General features: G+C 57.0%; 18 protein-coding genes. 6 read left to right on the top strand and 12 right to left on the bottom strand.

The genetic code is table 11. The features are described from left to right. The first annotated feature begins 17 nt into the window (after nucleotides 1-17). Genes DIT72_RS02065 through DIT72_RS02050 form a run of 4 tightly spaced genes read left to right on the top strand, consistent with a single transcriptional unit; the run spans nucleotide 18 to nucleotide 3,072 of the window. Nucleotides 18-1,193: a cytochrome D1 domain-containing protein gene (locus DIT72_RS02065; protein WP_407657963.1), complete on the top strand. Its 1,176-nt coding sequence runs from the start codon at nucleotides 18-20 to the stop codon at nucleotides 1,191-1,193. After that, complete coding sequence (locus tag DIT72_RS02060; protein ID WP_135953536.1) at nucleotides 1,183-1,947, top strand: type 2 periplasmic-binding domain-containing protein; 765 nt, start codon at nucleotides 1,183-1,185, stop codon at nucleotides 1,945-1,947. The genes DIT72_RS02065 and DIT72_RS02060 overlap by 11 nt, the downstream gene beginning before the upstream one ends. Continuing rightward, nucleotides 1,944-2,732 (top strand): CbbQ/NirQ/NorQ/GpvN family protein, encoded by a 789-nt coding sequence (locus tag DIT72_RS02055; RefSeq protein ID WP_135953535.1) that lies wholly within the window; start codon nucleotides 1,944-1,946, stop codon nucleotides 2,730-2,732. The genes DIT72_RS02060 and DIT72_RS02055 overlap by 4 nt, the downstream gene beginning before the upstream one ends. Then, entirely contained in the window at nucleotides 2,698-3,072 is a 375-nt protein-coding gene (locus DIT72_RS02050) for a hypothetical protein (protein WP_135953534.1), read from the top strand. The genes DIT72_RS02055 and DIT72_RS02050 overlap by 35 nt, the downstream gene beginning before the upstream one ends. Nucleotides 3,073-3,211: 139 nt before the next feature. Here DIT72_RS02050 and DIT72_RS02045 read toward each other — a convergent pair whose 3' ends face one another. Genes DIT72_RS02045 through DIT72_RS02020 form a run of 6 tightly spaced genes read right to left on the bottom strand, consistent with a single transcriptional unit; the run spans nucleotide 3,212 to nucleotide 8,764 of the window. Continuing rightward, a complete protein-coding gene (locus DIT72_RS02045) occupies nucleotides 3,212-3,451 on the bottom strand; it encodes a cytochrome C oxidase subunit IV family protein (RefSeq protein ID WP_135953533.1) in 240 nt (79 codons plus the stop codon). A 12-nt stretch (nucleotides 3,452-3,463) separates the two neighbouring features. Beyond that, nucleotides 3,464-4,036, bottom strand: coding sequence for a cytochrome c oxidase subunit 3 (locus DIT72_RS02040; RefSeq protein ID WP_135953532.1), 573 nt, complete (start codon nucleotides 4,034-4,036; stop codon nucleotides 3,464-3,466). Nucleotides 4,037-4,040: 4 nt separating this feature from the next. Then, complete coding sequence (locus DIT72_RS02035) at nucleotides 4,041-5,864, bottom strand: nitric oxide reductase activation protein NorD (protein ID WP_135953531.1); 1,824 nt, start codon at nucleotides 5,862-5,864, stop codon at nucleotides 4,041-4,043. Nucleotides 5,865-5,873: 9 nt separating this feature from the next. Further along, entirely contained in the window at nucleotides 5,874-6,830 is a 957-nt protein-coding gene (locus tag DIT72_RS02030) for a 4Fe-4S binding protein (protein WP_135953530.1), read from the bottom strand. Nucleotides 6,831-6,888: 58 nt separating this feature from the next. Beyond that, a complete protein-coding gene (locus tag DIT72_RS02025) occupies nucleotides 6,889-8,304 on the bottom strand; it encodes a cbb3-type cytochrome c oxidase subunit I (RefSeq protein WP_135953529.1) in 1,416 nt (471 codons plus the stop codon). Nucleotides 8,305-8,314: 10 nt separating this feature from the next. After that, a complete protein-coding gene (locus tag DIT72_RS02020; RefSeq protein ID WP_135953528.1) occupies nucleotides 8,315-8,764 on the bottom strand; it encodes a c-type cytochrome in 450 nt (149 codons plus the stop codon). Nucleotides 8,765-8,954: 190 nt separating this feature from the next. On the opposite strand from DIT72_RS02020, the gene DIT72_RS02015 reads away from it, so the two are divergent. After that, on the top strand, nucleotides 8,955-9,875 hold the full coding sequence (locus DIT72_RS02015; RefSeq protein WP_135953527.1) for an AEC family transporter: 921 nt from the start codon (nucleotides 8,955-8,957) through the stop codon (nucleotides 9,873-9,875). 8 nt (nucleotides 9,876-9,883) lie between these two features. Here the strand turns inward: DIT72_RS02015 and DIT72_RS02010 are convergent, their stop codons facing one another. Further along, entirely contained in the window at nucleotides 9,884-10,447 is a 564-nt protein-coding gene (locus DIT72_RS02010; protein WP_135953526.1) for a ferritin-like domain-containing protein, read from the bottom strand. A 279-nt stretch (nucleotides 10,448-10,726) separates the two neighbouring features. Between DIT72_RS02010 and feaR the strand changes: the two genes are divergently transcribed. Continuing rightward, nucleotides 10,727-11,641 (top strand): transcriptional regulator FeaR, encoded by a 915-nt coding sequence (gene feaR, locus DIT72_RS02005; protein WP_135953525.1) that lies wholly within the window; start codon nucleotides 10,727-10,729, stop codon nucleotides 11,639-11,641. 57 nt (nucleotides 11,642-11,698) lie between these two features. Here feaR and DIT72_RS02000 read toward each other — a convergent pair whose 3' ends face one another. From DIT72_RS02000 to DIT72_RS01980, 5 genes are all read right to left on the bottom strand, one after another. Further along, the gene (locus DIT72_RS02000; protein ID WP_135953524.1) at nucleotides 11,699-13,108 is read right to left on the bottom strand and encodes an aldehyde dehydrogenase family protein; all 1,410 of its coding nucleotides are present in this window, start codon (nucleotides 13,106-13,108) and stop codon (nucleotides 11,699-11,701) included. A gap of 35 nt (nucleotides 13,109-13,143) precedes the next feature. Further along, the gene (locus tag DIT72_RS01995) at nucleotides 13,144-14,466 is read right to left on the bottom strand and encodes an alginate export family protein (RefSeq protein ID WP_135954701.1); all 1,323 of its coding nucleotides are present in this window, start codon (nucleotides 14,464-14,466) and stop codon (nucleotides 13,144-13,146) included. An 85-nt stretch (nucleotides 14,467-14,551) separates the two neighbouring features. Next, entirely contained in the window at nucleotides 14,552-16,828 is a 2,277-nt protein-coding gene (locus DIT72_RS01990) for a copper amine oxidase (RefSeq protein WP_135953523.1), read from the bottom strand. 301 nt (nucleotides 16,829-17,129) lie between these two features. After that, nucleotides 17,130-18,458, bottom strand: coding sequence for a sensor histidine kinase (locus DIT72_RS01985; protein ID WP_135953522.1), 1,329 nt, complete (start codon nucleotides 18,456-18,458; stop codon nucleotides 17,130-17,132). Continuing rightward, a complete protein-coding gene (locus DIT72_RS01980; RefSeq protein WP_135953521.1) occupies nucleotides 18,445-19,110 on the bottom strand; it encodes a response regulator transcription factor in 666 nt (221 codons plus the stop codon). The genes DIT72_RS01985 and DIT72_RS01980 overlap by 14 nt, the downstream gene beginning before the upstream one ends. Nucleotides 19,111-19,204 lie beyond the last annotated feature (94 nt).

Here is a 19,204-nt window from a genome sequence, read left to right as displayed (position 1 = left end):
CTAAACTGGCGTTGGCATTGCTCCTGGTCTTCGGACTGAGTGGTTGTCAGGCACTTTCAGGATCAGATGCTCGCCCCGAAATCATGGGTACTGGCGATCTGGGGCTGATCGTTGAGCGGGCAACCGGCTCGGTGCTGGTCATCAATACCTCCCGGCACGAAGTTGTGGGTCGGGTCGAGGGGTTGGGAGATCTGTCCCATGCTTCTGTGGTCTATTCCAGGGACGCCCGCTATGGGTATGTGTTCGGTCGGGACGGTGGCCTTACCAAGGTGGATCTGTTGAGCCAGTCCATCGTCGACCGCGTTATCCAGTCCGGTAACAGCATTGGCGGTGCGATTTCCCAGGATGGCCGTTATGTTGCGGTATCCAATTACGAACCGGGCGGGGTAAAAGTTTTTGACAGCCAGACCCTGGAACTGGTGGCGGACGTGCCTGCCACCTACACCAGCGGAGATGGTGAAAGCGGCCAGTCAAAAACCGTTGGTCTGGTGGATGCCCCGGGGAACCTGTTTGTGTTCAGCCTGTTCGAGGCCGGAGAAATCTGGACCCTCGACATGAGCGATGAATCGGCCGACATCAGCCGTTTCGAGGCCGGAGAATCCCCCTACGACGCATTGATTACCCCGGATGGTCGTTATTACATTGCCGGCCTTTTTGGTGAAGACGGACTGTCGCTGCTGGATCTGTGGAACCCGGAGCAGGGAGTGACAGAAATCCTGCCGGATTATGGTAAGGGCGAGCAGAAGTTACCGGTGTACAAGATGCCTCATCTGGAAGGCTGGGCCATTGCCGACGGGCAAGCGTTTGTGCCGGCTGTTGGCCATCATCAGGTGCTGATGGCAGACATGAAGGACTGGTCACTGACCGATCGTATTCCGGTACAGGGCCAGCCCGTGTTTGTGATGGCCAGCCCCGACAACCGTCAGATCTGGGTGAGCTTTGCCCATCCGGACAACGATGTGGTTCAGGTGATCGATTCACAGACCCGTGAAATTGTCCGCACGCTGGAGCCGGGCGAAGCGGTTCTGCACATGGAATTTACCCCCCGGGGCGAAGAAGTCTGGATATCTGCCCGCGACAGTAATCAGGTAACTATATATAACACCCGTACGCTTGAGCCGGTCGCAACGGTCAGCGCCGAAAAACCCAGCGGCATCTTTTTCACCAGCCGGGCCCACGCACTTGGTCTTTAACGGGTTGCGGGCATTGCCGGGCGTCGTGCTGGCCGGTTTGCTGTTTACAGCGCATAGCAGCGCTGAAGATGCGCCGGTCCTGATCGGAATTGAGTCTGCCAACGGTCCGGCCACGGTGGCGCGTTACCGCCTGACGGAGTATCTGCAGGCTCAGGGCTGCGAAGCAGATATCCGGCTCGGCACCAAAGCTCCGGGGCTTGCGCTGGCCTTTTTGTCGGGAATCGCCGGTGATACCGCAACGGCACCGATACTGGAGGCGGTGAACCGGGAGGGCAGGCTTCCGGTTCCCGTCTGGGTTACCCGCAAAACGTCCGGGGTGAGGAATATCAGTGAACTGAAGGATCGTGACCTTGCCACAGTTGCCGGCAGCGATCCGCTGGGCGCGAGCCTGCCGCTGGCCGCGCTCCGGAAACAGGGCATCATACCCGCGCCCGGGCAGCTATACGAAGCCGGTGACTACAGCTCTGCGCTGGGGTTACTGCTTCATAACAACACCTACGCTGCGGTTTCGGAACTGGGTTTTCTGAAACCCTTCATTACAAGGAACAGCCTTGTGGTGAGCTGGCGTGGGGAGCCGATAAAGGCCGCAGGATGGTATCGCCGGGACGGCTGGAACAGCAAAGCGGAAGTTTGTGAACGGGCATTGGCCAGGCCACAGCGGCCCGATGATTCGCAGATGTTCGCGATCTTTCCGGAATGGGTATACAGCTTTGCCTTGCCCAACACCCAGTATTCAGAGGATATAGCTCAATGACGTTTTACCAACCGCTAGGCAATGAGATAGAACTCTTTCAAGCCGCAGCCGGCAACGGCCTGCCCGTGCTCATCAAGGGGCCAACCGGCTGCGGCAAGACCCGTTTTGTCCGGTTCATGGCAGAAAAACTCGGGCGACCGGTGTACACCGTTGCCTGCCACGATGATCTTACCGCCGCCGACCTGGTGGGCCGTCACCTGATTGGCCCGGACGGCACCTACTGGCAGGATGGGCCTTTGACCCGGGCGGTTCGGGAAGGCGGTATCTGCTACCTTGATGAAGTTGTGGAGGCGCGCAAGGACACCACGGTGGTCTTGCACCCGCTGGCGGATGATCGCCGGGAGCTGCCGATCGAGCGAACCGGGGAGGTGTTGAAGGCGGCGCCGGGATTCATGCTTGTAGTGTCCTACAACCCCGGTTACCAGAGCCTGCTCAAAGGCATGAAGCCCAGCACCCGGCAGCGCTTTGTATCAATGAGTTTCGATTACCCGGACGCCGGGACTGAGCAGATCATTGTCATCGAAGAATCCGGTTGCGATCGGGAACTGGCGCAACAGCTGGTTAACCTGGCGCGGTCGGTTCGTAATCTGAAGGATCACGATCTGGAGGAGGCAGCATCGACACGGCTGCTGATTCATACCGCTCATCTGGTCCGGGCCGGTGTGCCGGTCAGCGAGGCCTGCCGTGCGGGGATGATAGAGCCATTATCGGACGACGAAGCAACAGTCAGCGCACTTATGGAGGTGGTCTATGCAGTATTCGGGAAGTCAGACGAAAGCCAGTAGTGGCACAGTAGTACCGGTGGTCTGGTACTTGTTGAACCTGCTGCTTCTGCCGGTTATCGGATTTGCGGTATTGGTATGGTTGTTTCTGCGGGCTGATCAGGCACCGGCTTTGAAACGGGCCCATACCAGAGCAGCATTTTACATGTCGATCGCCGGTGCGGCGCTGATTTTCTCCGGCGTGGGGGTATTCTGGCTGCTGTTCGGCAATACCGGCAACTTCTGGACGGGCGCCATTGTCTGGGCCATCGTTCTGCATACGTCGTTTGTTCTGTGGGGCATGGTTGCGCTGGCTCAGGCGATTGGTGATAAGCCGCCCTACTTTCCGCAGCGTTATCTTTGAACATCTAAGCTTGGGTGGCGGAGTGGCCGGGCAGGCCTCTCCAAAACACGCTGTGAATACCTCCCTGTACGCTCGGCTCCGCCATCCATGGCTCCGCACGGTTTTGGAAAGGCCTGCCCGGCCACTCCTACTGGCTTGGTCAGTTTAGCCAATGAATGACGGCTAGCGCTAAGACGACAACGGGCGCCCATGCCTGTGTGGCAACGCGCCAACCGACAGGTGCGTGTCGCATTTCCATGAAATGATCGACCAGCATAACCGCTTTTACGATTACCAGTGCAAACACCAGCCACACCAGAACAGAAGCATCGGCGCCTGCCTGCATGGCAATCACCGGCGTCATGGTGCAGACCATCAGGGCTATGTATACCGCCAGCATTTGCTCTCCTCCTTACGCCAGCACATACAGCATCGGAAACAGCACCAGCCACACCAGGTCCACCATGTGCCAGTAGGATGCACCGGACTCCATGCCGTTCATATCGTCGCCGTTGTATTCGCCCCTCTTAACCTTCACAGCCAGAACCACCAGGATAATCTGGCCCAGTACCACGTGCATGAAGTGGAAGAAGGTGAGGAAGAAATAGAACATGAAGAATGTGTCGGTGCCGAGGTTGTAGCCGTTGCCATAAAGGTCTGCATATTCCCAGATTTTGCCGAAGGTGTAGATGCACGAGGCTGCGACGGCGCCCCATAGCAACAGGGTGACGGCAGGCTGACGGTGGCGCAGGCGGTGGACCGCGACGGCTACCAGGTAGCTGGCGGTGATCAGGCCGATGGTATTGATCAGGCCGGTCCAGGGGTGCAACACCTGCCGGCCGGCGGCGAACGTGTCCGGGTCGAGGCTGCGGGCTACGCCGAAGCCGATGAACAGGATGCCGAACACCGTCAGTTCCGCGAAGATGAAGAACCAGACAGCGAGGTCGCCGGGTAGGTGGCGGGTTGTCGGACCGGATGCTTGCATGGGCTCAGCGGGTCAGGTTCATGTAGAGTTTGGGTAGCTGCAGCGGCAGTTGCACCGGGTCCTTGATAACCACGAAATGGTTGCTGCCAAAGACATAGGGCAGGTATTCGTTGGCGTCGTCGTCGATGGTGACGCAGAAGGGTGTCAGGCCGGCCTTGTGGGCTTCCTGAACGGCCATTCGGGTGTCTTCCACGCCGTACCGGCCCTCGTACAGGTCCAGGTCATTGGGTTTGCCGTCGGTGAGCAGGAGCAGGATTTTCTGGTGTTCGTGGCGGCCCTGAAGTAACCGGGTGGCCTGCCGGATGGCGGCCCCCATGCGGGTGTAGTAACCGGGTTCCAGCGCCTGGATACGGCCGCGGCTGACGTCGTTGTAGGGCTCGTCGAATGACTTGATGTGATGGAAGCGCACATGCTCCCGGCGGCGTGAGGAGAAGGCAAAAATCGCAAAGGGGTCGCGGCTTGCCTGCAGCGCTTCGCTGAGTAGCTGCAGGCCATCCCGGGCAATGTCGATGACCCGCTGGCTGTTGTTGATGAAGGTATCGGTGGACATGGAAATGTCCGCCAGGATCAGGCAGGCAAGGTCCCGCTGGTTCTGTTTGCAGCGGCGGAACAGCTTCTGGTCGATGACACCGATGCCCCGCCGGTGCTGGACTTCCCGTTCCATACAGGCATCCATGTCCAGTTCCTCGCCTTCGGTCTGCCGGCGTTCCCATTGTCGCAGGGGTTTCAGGGCGCTGAACTGGCGGCGCAGTCTGGTGGCGGATCTGGACAGGTGATCCGGTAGCCTGGTCGGAATTGACTCCTTGCTCAGCATCGGCTGCAGGCAACAGAAATTTTCCCGGTAGCTCTGGCTGCGCCAGTCCCATTCCGGCAGATGAATGCCGGGCCCCAGGTGCAGGTCGTCGTTTTCTTCCGAGGGCAGGTCGAGGTCAAACTTGATGGCGGAGGACGCCTCGCGACGGTCTTTGGAGACGGAAATCATGTCCATGTCGTCGGCCACGGCGTCGGCATCGTCTTCTTTGGTATCGTCGCTGGCCCGGTCCACGGGGATGAACTCACTCCAGGAAAACAGGCTTTCCAGGCGAAACAGCATCAAGCCCTGATCTTTATCGAAGGCATCGACCCGTTCGGCACGCCGGCGCTTGCGCTTCTTTGCCAGTCCTCCCGGTGTCGACGTCAGGTTGTCGTCACCAATAATCTGGCCGGTAACCTTGCCAAGCGCCAGGGTGGGGTAAAGCCAGATAATCACCGGCCAGGGGTCGGACTCTGCCCGTGGCAGGGTCTCTACGCTGCCAGGATCGATCAGCGCCCGGCGAATGGCTTCTTCGCGGCGACCTTCCGCTGCCGGCAGGGAGTCGGGGGTCGGGCGCCATTGCAGGGTATGGCGCACCAGGCGCTGGTAAACCGGTTCCAGCCCCGGCCATTTGGCCAGCAGGGTCTGGACCATGGCCTGGTTGCCGGTCAGCCAGTCGGAGTCCGTGAGTTCTCCAATGGAGGCCAGGGCTGCCAGCCAGAGATACAGGTCCCGGTTAACTTTTTTCGATGGAAACAGGGCCAGGCGCTCCGGCAGACGAACGCTTTGCTCATCCCGCCAGGCCAGTTCGAACTTTTTATGGGTGCCCGCCAGCTTCTGCAAAAATCGACGTCGGGTACGGAAATGTCGCGGTTCTGCAGTTACCAGGCTGAGTGCCGGGTCGCCTCCCAGAGCCCGGAACAGCACGCCCAGAGTTCGTGCCTCATCTTTCAGATGAACCGCGTGCTCGGGAAACTCCCCCATGGCCTGCCGGGTGATGTACTCGTGCCATTTGAAACCTACCCATTCTTCCATTTCAACTCCTCAGGTTCCGGCGCGTTGCTGGCGTGGTGGCGGATCAACCTGGCGAACCGGAATGAGAACGGTCTGCCTGCCAGGCTCACCGGTTTCCCAGCTCAACAGAGAGCCCTCCGGATTGTTTTTCTGCACCTCACGGCAGGCGCTGACACACTGCAGGCACTGGGTGCAGGTAAACTTTGCCCGCTTGTGGCTGCGGGTCGGCAGCCGCATGGGGCAGGCTTCATCGCAGGCCCTGGTGCAGTCGCGACAGGCCGCAGCCCGTTTGGTATCGAAGGTGACAACCTTGCCTTTGCCGTTGGCCATCCAGGCAATGCTCTGGACCACGCCGAAGGCGCAACCGTATTTGCAGAACAGGTGCCGGGCAAACAGGAAGTCCAGCGTAAACAATGACGTGGCCACCGCCAGGAAAATCATCGGATACAGCGCCAGATTGCCTGTGACCAGGTCGGTATACAGCGGGAGCGGCGGCAACAGGTAAGACAGCAAGGCCAGCGCCCAGGAGAAGCCGATCAGAGTGCATACCAGAACCAGCCCGGCCCAGTGCAGGGCCTTGCCCCGGCGGCCTTTCCGCAGAGCTTCGTAAAGCGTGGGCCGGCCGGTGACCCGGGTCATCAGGTGATTGATGGTTTCCACCACCGAGAAGTGGGGGCACAGCCAGCCACAGTAGATTCGCCCCCATTTCCAGGCAATCCAGAGTACCAGTGGAACCAGCAGCGTGATGGGGAGTATGAACCAGAACAGGATCTGTCCGGCCACTTCCGCCGGTGAACTCTGGCTGACCCAGGCCAGCTCGAGATTGAATGACAGGGGAAACCCGAAAAGTACGAAGTGGGTTTCGGTAAGGTCGTATCGAAAAATATTGAGCACCGGCGCGAGCAGAAACAGCCCGAAGAACGCGGTGCGTGTCAGCAACCGTTTCTTCTGGAGAGTGTCCTTGTCTGGGAGCGTCTGTTCATGCACGGCAAGTGTCCGTTAAGGGTTTGGGCAGGCCGGAGCGGTTGGCCCCGGCCTGCAGTTGCTACGCTTCCTGTGGGGCAGGCCCGCGCACCTCTTCCGCCGGGGATGCCTGTCCCTTGATAAAGAAGCTGCCGAAGTACACCACCAGGCCGGCCATGAAGAAGCAGCCGGCGACCAGGCGCGCCCAGTAGAACAGGGCGATGTTGTCCTGGGTTGCCATGAACGACAGTGCTTCACCGCTTTCCGGAATCCGCTGGAGCCAGACCTGCAATACGCCAGCGCCGGTCAGGAACAGCGTGATAAACACCATGGAGACGGTCATCAGCCAGAATCCCCACATCTCGACGATCTGTGCCGTATTGCTGTTGCCGTAAGGCCGGCCACGCATGATAGGAACAGCGTAGGAGATGATAGTCAGCACGATCATTACGTAAGCCCCGTAGAAGGCCATGTGGCCGTGGGCTGCAGTAATCTGGCTGCCATGGGTGTAGTAGTTCACCGGGGCAAGGGTATGCAGGAAGCCCCACACACCGGCGCCCAGGAAGGCCATGACCGCAGTGCCCATGGCCCACAGCATGGCGGCCTTGTTGGGATGGTTGCGGCGGCGCCGGTTAATCATGTTGAAGGCGAAGATCACCATCATGAAGAACGGCAGGGGCTCAAGGGCGGAGAACACGGAACCCAGCCATAACCAGTATTCGGGCGGCCCGATCCAGAAGAAATGGTGCCCGGTACCAATGATGCCGGTAATCAGCGCCATGGCGATGATCACATACAGCCATTTCTCGATGACTTCCCGGTCAACCCCGGTCAGCTTGATCAGCACATAGGCCAGGATGGCCCCCATGATCAGTTCCCAGACGCCCTCAACCCACAGGTGCACCACGAACCACCAGAAGTACTTGTCCTGGGTCAGGTTGCCGGGATTGTAGAAGGCAAACATCCACAGTACCGCCAGGCCGATGAGGCCGGTAATCAGCACAATGTTGACGACGGTTTTACGGCCCTTCAGGGCAGTCATCATGACGTTGTAGAGAAACCCGACAACCACCAGTGCGATGCCGATCTTGGTAATGGTAGGTTGTTCCAGGAATTCCCGCCCCATGGTTGGCAGGAGCTTGTTCATGGTTACATCCGCCAGGGTGGCGTAGTCCACAAACAGGTAACCCAGAATGGTCAGGGTGCCGGCAATGGCAAACACCCAGAACAGGATCCACGCAAGCAGCGGACTGTGCAGTTCCGTCTGCGCTTCTTCCGGAACCATGTAGTAGGTTGCCCCCATAAAGCCGAACAGCAGCCAGACAATCAGCAGGTTGGTATGAACCATGCGCGCCACGTTGAAGGGGATTTCCGGAAACAGAAAATCGCCTACGACGTACTGGAGACCCAGGATCAGGCCGAAAAGAATCTGCCCCGCAAACAGAACCAGGGCAAAGATGAAGTAGGGCATTGCCACCCTTTGAGATTCGTATTTCATATCGGTGCCCTCAGCCTTCGATGTTGGGTGGCCAGTCGTTGTCGTCAATCTTGGAGGTCCATTCGAGGAACACTGCAAGATCTTCAATCTCTTCATCGGTCAGATTGAAATTCGGCATTTGTCGGCGGCCGGGCACATTGGTGGGCATGGCGTTCATCCAGGCATTCATGTATGCCTGGAAGACTTCGCTGTCACCATCGCCGCGGCGGTTGAATACATTGGCAAGTTCCGGCGCAAAGTACGCACCTTCACCCATCAGGGAGTGACAACCAACACAGTTGTTGTTCTCCCAGACGTGTTTGCCACGAACCACCTGATCGGTGAGTTGGTCGCGGTTGTCCCGCTCGGGCATCGCCCGCACCTGAGTGTCCAAAGTCAGTGCCAGGAACAGCAGGACGAAGAACGCACTTCCTCCCAGATATATGTTCCTGGCCATGCTTTTGGTAAAGCGCTCGGCCATGGTTCTCTCTCCTTGGTCTTTGTGAAATACCTGACTGCCCAGCTAGGATATAAAGATGCATCCATAATGCTGTTGATCATTGTCAAGCATGCAGGGAGATTTCACCATTGCGCCGGGGAGTTACCTCTTGAGGGGTAAGTGATAGACTGCGGTCGCCTCCGTATTTCCAAGGTTTCGTCCCGGAGAACCCATGTCTGCAGCGCTGGCCCTGTTCGTCAAACTCCTGCCTCTTTATGTAACGGTCGCTCTGGGCTGGGTTGCAGGGCGCTATCTTGAGGCAAGCGGCAAGCACATTGCCGGCATCATGCTGTACATCGTGACGCCTTCGGTGGTGTTTTCTGGCGTAATGACTGCACCGCTGAGCCCGGAGGTGATTCTGCTGCCGGCACTGGTTTTCGGCTTCTGCATGTTTATTGCGTTTGCGCACATGGCTCTGGCCAGACGATGGTTGTCGGATGGCAGTGCGTCGATCATTCCGTTATCGGTTGCTACCGGCAACACCGGCTACTTCGGTATTCCCGTGGCCCTGTTGCTGTTTGGTCAGGAGGGGCTGGCGATCTACATTGTCTGCATGCTCGGGACCACCCTGTTTGAAAACTCGGTGGGTCTGTATCTGGCGGCAAGAGGTAAATACAGCATCGGTGATGCGCTGGCGCGGGTTGCGAGGCTGCCAACGGTTTATGCATTTCTGATTGCGGTGGTTTTTAATCTTGCCGGCTTGTCCATACCGGAGGTGTTCGTGCCCCTTTTCGATAATCTTAAGGGGGCCTACAGTATTCTGGGTATGATGATTATCGGAATGGGCATTCTCAGCTTCCGCGGCCTGGCTGGTAATCCTTCGTTCACCGCGCTGGCCTTTTTCGGGAAATTTGTCTCCTGGCCGCTTCTGGCTATGGCTTTCTGGTGGCTGGATGCAAACTGGTTAGGTGTATACGACCTGGCTGTGCACCAGGCCATTTTCCTGATTTCCATTACGCCGATTGCGGCCAATACCGTGGTCATTGCCACCCTGCTGGATGCCTCTCCACGCCAGGCGGCGGGTACCACGTTACTGAGTACCCTGTTCGCGCTGGCGTTTATTCCTGTAATGATCGCCTGGGTCTTCGGGTAAGCAGGTGTTCAGGCGTAATCCTGCAGCAGACCGGCCATGTCGTCGGCGTGCTCTTCCTCGACCGCGAGAATCTCTTCCATTAACCGGCGTGTAGTCGGGTCGTCGTCGCCCAAGTACTGAATGATCTCGCGATAGCTGTCAATAGCAATCCGTTCTGCCACCAGGTCCTCTTCAATCATCTCCTTGAGTGTATCGCCTTCAATGTATTCCGAATGGCTGCGTGTGGAGAGGCTGTCTGGAGAGAAATTCGGTTTGCCACCCAACTGGGCAATACGCTCGGCAATCTGATCGGCGTGCTCCTGTTCCTGCTGTGCGTGCTCGAGAAACTCCTGCGCCACGGCTTCAGCGTTGAGCCCGTCAGCGGCGTAGTAGTGATGCTTGTAGCGCAGCACACAGACAATCTCGGTAGCGAGCGCCTCGTTGAGAATCTTGATTACCGTTTCGCGGTCGGCTTTGTAGCCGTCGGTGATTGCGCCGTCACGCATGTTCGCGCGGGCGCGTTCCCGTATATTCTTGATGTCGGAAAGAAACGGCTGCTTATCGCTGGTTGCAGTATTTTTCGGTGTGCTCATGTCACAACTCCTCCTTGGCTTATTCTGGCTGCTGGTGCGCATTGCTATCAGTCTGTGTGAAATAACTTTAGCATCCGAAAGGGATCAGTGCACTGTGCGGCCAGGGAAACAGGTCTGCCAACTTTATGATTCATGAAAACAATCAGAATGTTTTTAAACTGTATCGTGGTTGATGTTGGTTGCTCTCTGTCGGCAGCTATGGGTTGGCTTGACATATGCGCAGAAACTGGCCAATCTCTGAGCACAATATTATAAAAAACCCGTTCCGGTAGACTAGCCATGGTTCGAAGCCCTTTCGCAGCGGCGCAATTTGACCGCTGGATCAGTGATGTTAACCAGATTTGCGGTCCTTTTTCGGCAGAGCCCCTTGAAGGGAAGTTTTCTGGTGATATTCACAAGATGGGCGGTGGCGCTATAGACATGTCGCGGGTGTCGATCCGGGGAGCCCGGCTTGTTCGTGGCCGAAACGAGATACGCCAGTGTGTAACGCCCGAGTTTTTCTGTGTTTTCCAGCTTCAGGGGACATCACGCGTAGAGCAGGCGGGGAACCGTTCCATCCTCCAGACCGGAGATATAGTCCTGGTCGACTCGGCGCTGCCCTTCAGCTTCACTTACGATCATGAGTCCCGGCAAATTTCTCTGATCCTGCCTCGAGCAGTCATTGAGCGCACCCTGAATCTTTCCGGTATTGAACTCGGTGTCCGGATTCCATCCCACAGTCATATTGCCAGTGTCGCCAACCGGTTGATTGCCGAGGCCGCTCATTACGACAGCCTGGACGAAGAAGAAGGCGCGGCGATCGTTGATTCGCTGATCATGCTGATCAAACCTTCAGTGATTCGAAGTCTGTCGGACAGCAGCCCCAACGAGCGGATTTTCCTGCAAGCAGCTTCATTTATTCAGAACCATATTGGCGAGCCGGAGCTGAGTGCACGAATGGTGGCCACTACAACAGGCGTATCGGTGCGGAGCCTTTACCGGGCCTTCGCCGTCCGTTCCCTGACCGTCTCCGGATACATTAAAACCCGGCGTATGGAGATGTGTGCCGATTACATGAAAACTTCGAAGGGCAAGCTGAGTCTGACTGAAGTCGGATACCGGTTCGGCTTTGCCAGTCCAAGCGCGTTCTCGACTGCCTTCAAACAGTACTTCGGTGTTACCCCGACCGGCTACTGTAAGAACTGTGCCGTCTGAAATGAGGTCCGCCAGACTTTGCATCTGGCGGACCTCATAAACGAACCAGGCTGAACATCACTTCTTGACGCTGATAACCCGGGGTTGAGTAACGGCTTTCAGTCCTTCCAGACCGAATTCCACGCCGTAGCCGGAGTTCTTGTTGCCTCCGAATGGCACCATGGGATGTATGGCGCCGTGCTGATTGATCCAGACCGTTCCCGCTTCCAGGTTTAAGGCAATTTGCTGGGCCTGCTCCGGGTCGTTGGCCCAGACCGAGGCGCCAAGACCGGCTCCCAGGCCGTTCGCTGACGCCACAGCCTCGTCGACGCTCTGGTAGCGGATAACAGGCAGGGCAGGGCCGAACTGTTCCTCATCCACCAGTCGTTGGCCGTCGCGAATATTCCCCACCAGCGTCAGCGGCAGGAAGTAGCCGGTGTCCGGCATATTTCCGAACTCCATGACCTCGCAGCCGTTAGCGCGGGCATCCGCAACAAGTTCTTTTACCTTGTTGTATTGCATCTCGTTTTGCAGTGGACCGATCAGGTTGCTTTCATCCATGCCATCGCCAACCGGCATCTGCCCGGCAAGGGTGCTGAGTGCACCAACCACGGCCTCGTAGTCGCTTTCATGAACATACAGACGCTTGATGCAGGCGCAGGTCTGGCCCATGTTGAGGAATGCACCCCAGAACAGGCCCTCGGCTATTGCGCCGGCGTCGGTGCCGGGAAGGATGATGGCCGCATCATTGCCTCCGAGCTCAAGGGTAATGGGCGCGAGGTTGCGGGTGGAAGCCTCGATAATCCGTCGACCTGTGGCCTCGCTGCCGGTGAACATGATTTTGTCGATTCCCGGGTGGCTGGTCAGCGCTGCACCGATACGGCCATCTCCGGAGACAGTATTGAGAACGCCCGGCGGCAATACCTGATTGATCAGCCGCACCATCTCCAGGGTTGCGATCGGCGTGTATTCCGACGGTTTGAGGACTACCGTATTGCCCATGCGAATGGCAGGAATGATCTGCCAGATGGCAATCATCAGGGGCCAGTTCCAGGGCGCAATGGCCGCCACGACACCCAGGGGCACCCGATGCAGGATGTCCTTGCGCTTCTCGTCCTCAAACACGATTTCTGGAGGTAACTCCAGCGCCGCTGGCACCTGGGTCCAGCCCACGCAGGCCTGCATCTCGAAGCGGGAGCCCGGACCGGATAGGGGCTTGCCCTGCTCACGGGTAATGAGTTCAGCCAGGTACTCCGAATTATCTTCCAGTACCTGGGCGACCCGGGCTACGGTGTCCCTTCTCTCCTGGTCGCTGATTGTCGCCCAGCCGGGCTGTGCCAGGCGGGCGGCATCTACAGCGGAACCCACGTCGGACTCGGTGCTTAGCGGGGCCAACCCGAGGGAGTCCCCTGTGGCGGGATTGAAAATTTCCTGGTGATCGGCCGCTTCGACAGACTGGCCGTTCACCGAATTAGTGTAAGTCTTCATGGTGGTGCTCTCTTGAAGCTATAAGTGTTACCGGGTCAGAACGGAACAATGGCGATGATCTGGGCATAGACATTGGTGTCATCATTACCGATCTGGGTGCCACCCTCAGCGAAGCTGTTGTCGGGGGTATAAAAACCGACCAGCGGACTGAGGATCAAATGGGGCGCTGCTACCCATTCGGCATAGATATCGATCTCGTTTGCGTTCAGGTTACCACTGCCGCCGGCGGTGTCGCGGAAGTTGAAGAACAGCGCGCCCACACTGAGTGTTTCTGATGGTGCGGCCTTCACGCCCACGTGGTGCACGTCGGCGTCGGAGTTGAAGGGCCCTGCATAATTGGCGGCGACTTCGCCCTGAAACCAGGTGCCGTAGCCACGGTTAAAGCCGAAGAAGAGCGGGTCGAAATTTTCTTCAAAGCTGGAGTACCGATAGTTGACGCTGGGTGACCAGGTGACATCACTGAAGGTCCATCCTGCTTCCGCGTACCACCCGATGGCATCATCGAAGGAATTGTCCCCCGGCTCCTGAGTCACAAATTCGCCGGACAGGAACAGATTCTCGATGCCTGCATTGCCCTGATATCGCAGGCTTACGGTTTGCTGGCCGTCGCGTGAGCTGTAACCCAGCAATGGCGCTACTTCGTCGTCAACGTCCAGGCCCTCGATATACGCCAGGCCAAAGGTACCCCTGGGGGTCACATACTCTGCATTGGCGCCTGCCATCTCCATCTCCGCTTGTGCCTTATTGTCGGAGTCCAGCCAGAACAGGTCCGCACGCAGCCCTTCCGAACCGCCGATGCGGGCAATGGCGGTCTGATCAAAGGCTTTGCGTGCCGCCAGCCAGTATGCGCCGCCCCGATCCACATCGACTCCCAGCACGGGATTCAGGGAATCACCAAAATTCAGGGAGTCGCCATTGATGAGGAAGCCATCACCAATGGTGAACGCTTGCCGCCCGACGGAAATATCGAGACCATCCTGGCCCAGCGCCGGAATCAGGTCGCCGGAGCGCCAGCCCAGGTAGGCGTCTTCCAGCGCGGTTCTGCGTTCATCGCCGGAAGAGAATCCGCCAGCATCGCCATCGCCCCATGTCCCGGAAGAAACCAGATTCAGTGCTCCGTAGATACTGCTGTTTGCGCCGATGATATGACTTCCCGACAGCCCGTACTTGATGAAGCCTTCCTGCCAGGTTGATTCACCGGCTTCCGAATTGGGTACATAACTTTCCTGGCTGGAGAAAACGCCCAGCATCGCCTCGATATCGAGGTTCAGTTCGGTTCCGTCCTGTTTGTAGAAATTGTAGGCAGAGGCCGGGGCAGACAGCCCGACCAGAGCGAGACAGGCGAGACTTTGTGTAATACGATTTTTGTTCATTGTTTCTGATTCCCGTGTGTCTTGATTTGTGGTCAGGCTTCCCTGCCTGGAGCATTTTGTCCTGTGTCGATCAGTTTTCCTGGTTCTCCGGGTCGGGCAGGTTCAGCGTCGGTGTCTGATCGAAAAAGTTCCATGGCTTGAGCATGGAATGGACGTACTCGGTTGGCATCATGGGCCACTCCTCGGCACGGGCGACGTGCGTTGCACCCGTTGTCATCCACAACACGGTGTCGGTGTTCTCAATGGACTCGTTATCCTCAACGAAGACGCTCAGCCCGGCGTCGGTTTTGGCCCGGTTCGGGTATTTCCCCTCGGGAAAACGTTCCTCCGGTTTGTACTGCGTTACCCAGATTTGCTTATCCATGAACTGAACGCGTTTAAACAACCACTCGTCCTCACTGAAGAGTGCTCCCTTGGCAATCGGATGGGTTCCGCCGGCAAAGGGTATGACCTGATAACCAACCGGATAACCCATGCGGTTTTCCTTGTTGGGGTTGGTCAGCAGGCGGATGGTTGAAGGATCGAATTTCTGGACAGCTTCAAGCTCCGTGGGTACCACTCGCTCGTTGGTGATCATCACGCTTTTGCGCGGGCCACCGGCGGTGTTTTCAGCAACTACCGGGTCAATTTCCCTCATGCTGTTCTGGGTGCCATCAATATCCATATCCAGGCGGAAGTTATAGATATGTTGATGGGTGGTGCCCACGATGTTGTGGTCAATCAGGGTGCCGTAACGGGTATCTTCCTCTGCGGTTTCGTCATGAATGGTACGTGATTTCACGGCTTTGACGGCTTCAATGCCTGATGCACCGACGGTCAGCTTGATGTTGCCGTTGGCCATGAAGATCCAGTCGAACATATAGTCGTAGTTGCCAATGGTGCTGACCCAGCGCACAACCAGTTCCCTGCGCTCGCGGCTTTCATTGCCGGGGCTGCTGCCGAGCATCTCATTGTGTTTGAACTCTGGTCCGGCGTAGCGCTCGAATACCGCGATGGCATTGGGAATAGTGAAAGGGTCACCATTGTTGTCTACAAGGGTGGCCGGTAGCAGGGTAGCGTTATTGGGTGCATCGGTACCGGGCACAAGGGGCGAGGTCAGGTTGCCCATACCATACTCGCCCGAGTCCAGATAGGCCTTGAAGTACCAGCCTACGTCAGGATCACCATAGGGCACGATCATGCCACCCAATGAACCTTCGTACATGATTTTTCGCTTGTCGCCCTGATCGTCGTAGGTCAGTGTGGAAATCACGGGGCCGACGCGCGCGTCCAGCTTTAAATGGAAATCCCAGTTCTGCCAGTTAATGGTATTGCCGGACATGGAAACATTCTTTCCTTCCGGCTGCACGACCATCAGCGGTTTTACATCGGCAATCTTGTCCTGGTTACGTCCATCATAGGGGCGGGGAGCCATAGGCACGGGTATGACGCCATCGTCTTCGATCTTCAGAATGCTCTTTTTCTCCAGGTCCACAACGGCCACCAGATTCTCGATCGGATGTGCCCAGTAGTTACCGTCGCCTATGTCGAGGTAGGAAACCACTTTTAACAGCTTTAACTCGTGCTCCAGGCCATCATCCCCACCGAAGTACCCGACCGTCAGGGGAGTTGCAACGACCTTGTTAACATCGTCAATACCACGCTTTTTGAGCGCAGCTTTATACGCGTCACTGCTTGCGACGATCTCCTGCACAGCGATAAAGTCATCGAAAGTCACCATGCCATGGGCGCCTTCGATATGCTCCCAGCCATGAACGGTTCCGGTGGCAAGATCAACCGTTCCTTCAATGACCTTTCTGCCATCGACCACAGTAAATCTGGCCAGGCGCTCAAAGTCCTGGGATTCGCCGTAAGACCATTTCCAGACTTTTTCCTTGGCCGGGTCCGCCAGTCGTATTTCCGTGAAGCGAATGTTGTCCTTGTAGTATTTGGAGGCCTTGATGGCATCTGAAGCTTTGGTGATTTCTTCTGCTGTCAATGAATCAAGCGGGTGGCTCGCGTCGCCAGTGGATATGTTCTGCTGGACATGGTCCTTGAACAGCTCGTGAGTAAATGCCCTCTCGACGAAAACCTCGCCGTCATGCATTTTTGCCGGAGCCGAGAGCTGTATCGGCCTCCCGTTGTAAAAAGCCTCACTTTCCCCCAGCGGTACCCTGATGTCTGCATCGCCCGAGGTAATCAGCAATTCGCTTTTATCCTCACTGAGCTGATAACTGGCCCCTGATGACTTGAGCGCTTCTGTTATCGGCAGGTAATCCGGTGAGCCGCCATGGGCCATGGTAGTCGGACTGGAGAGTAACAATGACGAGGCAAGGGCTACGGAGAGTGCGATTTTCTTTTTATACATGGTGACTCCTGACACTATTTACGAGGGGCATGAAAATGCTTCAGAAGGGTTAGCGATGTCAGGTCTGCGGTTGCAGCCCGGATCGCGCCCAACTGCGCTATCAGTAGATGTATGAATATCACGGTTGGAGGTGGGCGGCTTTTGAATGGCTGCCAGACTCTTTTGAAATCGTGCCGAACCCACTTTGCGTCCGGATCAGATAATCCGGTACCGTCTCTCGTATGAGAGCTCTGTTATCCTTATTGCCCCGGGCTTTAATGCGCTCTTTTAAACCCTCCTGACTAAAGAGCCAGCGGGAGCCTCAAAACTCAACCATAACCCGTAAACCACCCTTTGAGCCGGTCGAAAAATGGATTTGTCCTCCATAGCGGGCGACTATATCCCGGACGATGGCAAGACCTAGCCCGTGCCCGGGCGTTTGCTCGTCGAGTCTTAATCCGCGCTGGCCAAGGTTGGCCATTTCTTTCGCTTCAACGGCGGGCCCGTCGTCGGTAACGGTTATCCGTGTTAATTCCTTGCCCTGCTCCAAAGAAAGCTCTACGCATCGTGAGGACCATTTGCCCGCATTATCGAGAAGATTTCCCAGTATTTCGTTGAGATCATGCTCTTCAATCGGCCAGCGGGTTTCCTCGGGGAGTGAGCTCGACAGTTCAAAGGATTTTTCCGGGTACAACCGCCCCAGCATCCACAGAAGATCCCGTGCCTGCTTCAACGGGTAGGCACTTTTTCCAACCTGTGGTCCCGCAAATCGGCTACGACGCATTTCCGCTTCGAGCTGTTTGTCGATGTCACCAAGCCGCGATGCCATCTGATGCCTCAGATCGTTGTCGAGGGGGCGGCTGTTATCCTCCAGGATCTGGCGAACTGCTGCGATGGGGGTCTTCACGCTGTGGGACAGGTTGGCGAGGGCCTCCCGTGAGCGCTCCAGCCGTTGATCCAGGGAGTCGAGCAACTGGTTAAGCTGCTGAACGAGAGGATGGAACTCCTCGGGGGCCTGGACGTCAATGCGCGAAATTTCGCCATCCTGAAGCCTCTTCAGTGCAGCCTTGAGAGTTACAACAGGACGCATGGATAAGGTAATGCCAACCCATAACACGGCAACCAGAAGCAGTATCAGCAAAACGGAAACGATTGCCGTCCACGCGTGCAATTCTGCCTGGCTGCGTTTCAAGGCTCCCAGATCCTCTGAAACAATTACCACAACAGGTATTTCGCCCACACGAAATGACTTTCGATAGGCCAGAATATCGGAGGGTGCGCCAGCAGCTTCTGCGTCATGCACACGCCGGGTTCCGTCGGGCCCGGATTCAAGCAGCGGCATTAACAGCGGCGCCCAGGAGTCTGGTGAGATGATGGTCCGGGAAAGGGATCGTATGGCGAAGGCGTGATGAAAGACCTCCTGGAAGTAATCGCCGGTCTGGAGGGTATCCAGTTTACCATCGGAATCACGGATCTGGTGTTCAAGAAAGGCGACTTCGTCCTTGAGCCGGGTCTCGACGAATTCCCGCGCCATCCGGTCAAGCAACAAGCCATGCACCAGCCATGCAAGAGCCATCAGGCCAATGCCCGCCGGCAGTAGCAGGGCAAGCAGAGTTCCCTTGACTGACGCCGGCTTTCTAAACAACGTCATTGAACAGATATCCCTGACCACGTCTCGTCGAGATGGTATCGGCGCCCACCAGTTTCCTCAATCGGCGAATGTAGGCTTCGATGACGTTTTCACTGGGATTGTCACTCAGGTTATAGAGCTGTTCCATAAGCTGTTCTTTAGAAAAAACATGACCAGGACGGCTCATCAGGCAGCGCAGCAAACGGAATTCGGTGCCGGTCAGGCTGTGTTCTGTTCCATCCCCCACTTTCAGGCTCTGGCGACTTTCATCCAGCTCAAAGCGGCCAGCCTTCACCAGAGAATGGACTCTTCCTTCGCTTCGACGCACGATGGCATTCAGGCGGGCGATCAGTTCCTCCGTCTGGAAAGGTTTGGCCAGGTAGTCGTCTGCCCCGGCTTTCAGCCCATTGACCTTGTCCTGCCAGTCACCTCTTGCAGTCAGGATCAGTACCGGACAGCTGACACCGTTCATTCGCCACTTTCTCAACACGTCCAGGCCATTGCCATCGGGCAGGCCCAGATCCAGAACGACTGCACGGTAATCTTCCTGCTCCCCCAGAATAATCGCTTCTCTGGCTGTGTAAGTTGTATCAACACTAAAACCGGCTTTCTCCAGCTGACCGCTTAACCCTTCAGCCAGCAAACGGTCGTCTTCAACAAGCAGTAAACGCATGGGTCTGTCCTTTGCGGAGTTTACGCAGCGTGCCAGTGTCCCCGATCGACCTGAATTCAGCCTGAACGACAAATAGTTCGACATTTTCAGAAAG

Source organism: Marinobacter orientalis, from assembly GCF_004792665.1.
Classification (GTDB): Bacteria; Pseudomonadota; Gammaproteobacteria; order Pseudomonadales; family Oleiphilaceae; genus Marinobacter; species Marinobacter orientalis.
The sequence above is the reverse complement of the archived record's forward strand: the minus strand, read 5'-3'. Positions and strand labels throughout refer to the sequence as shown.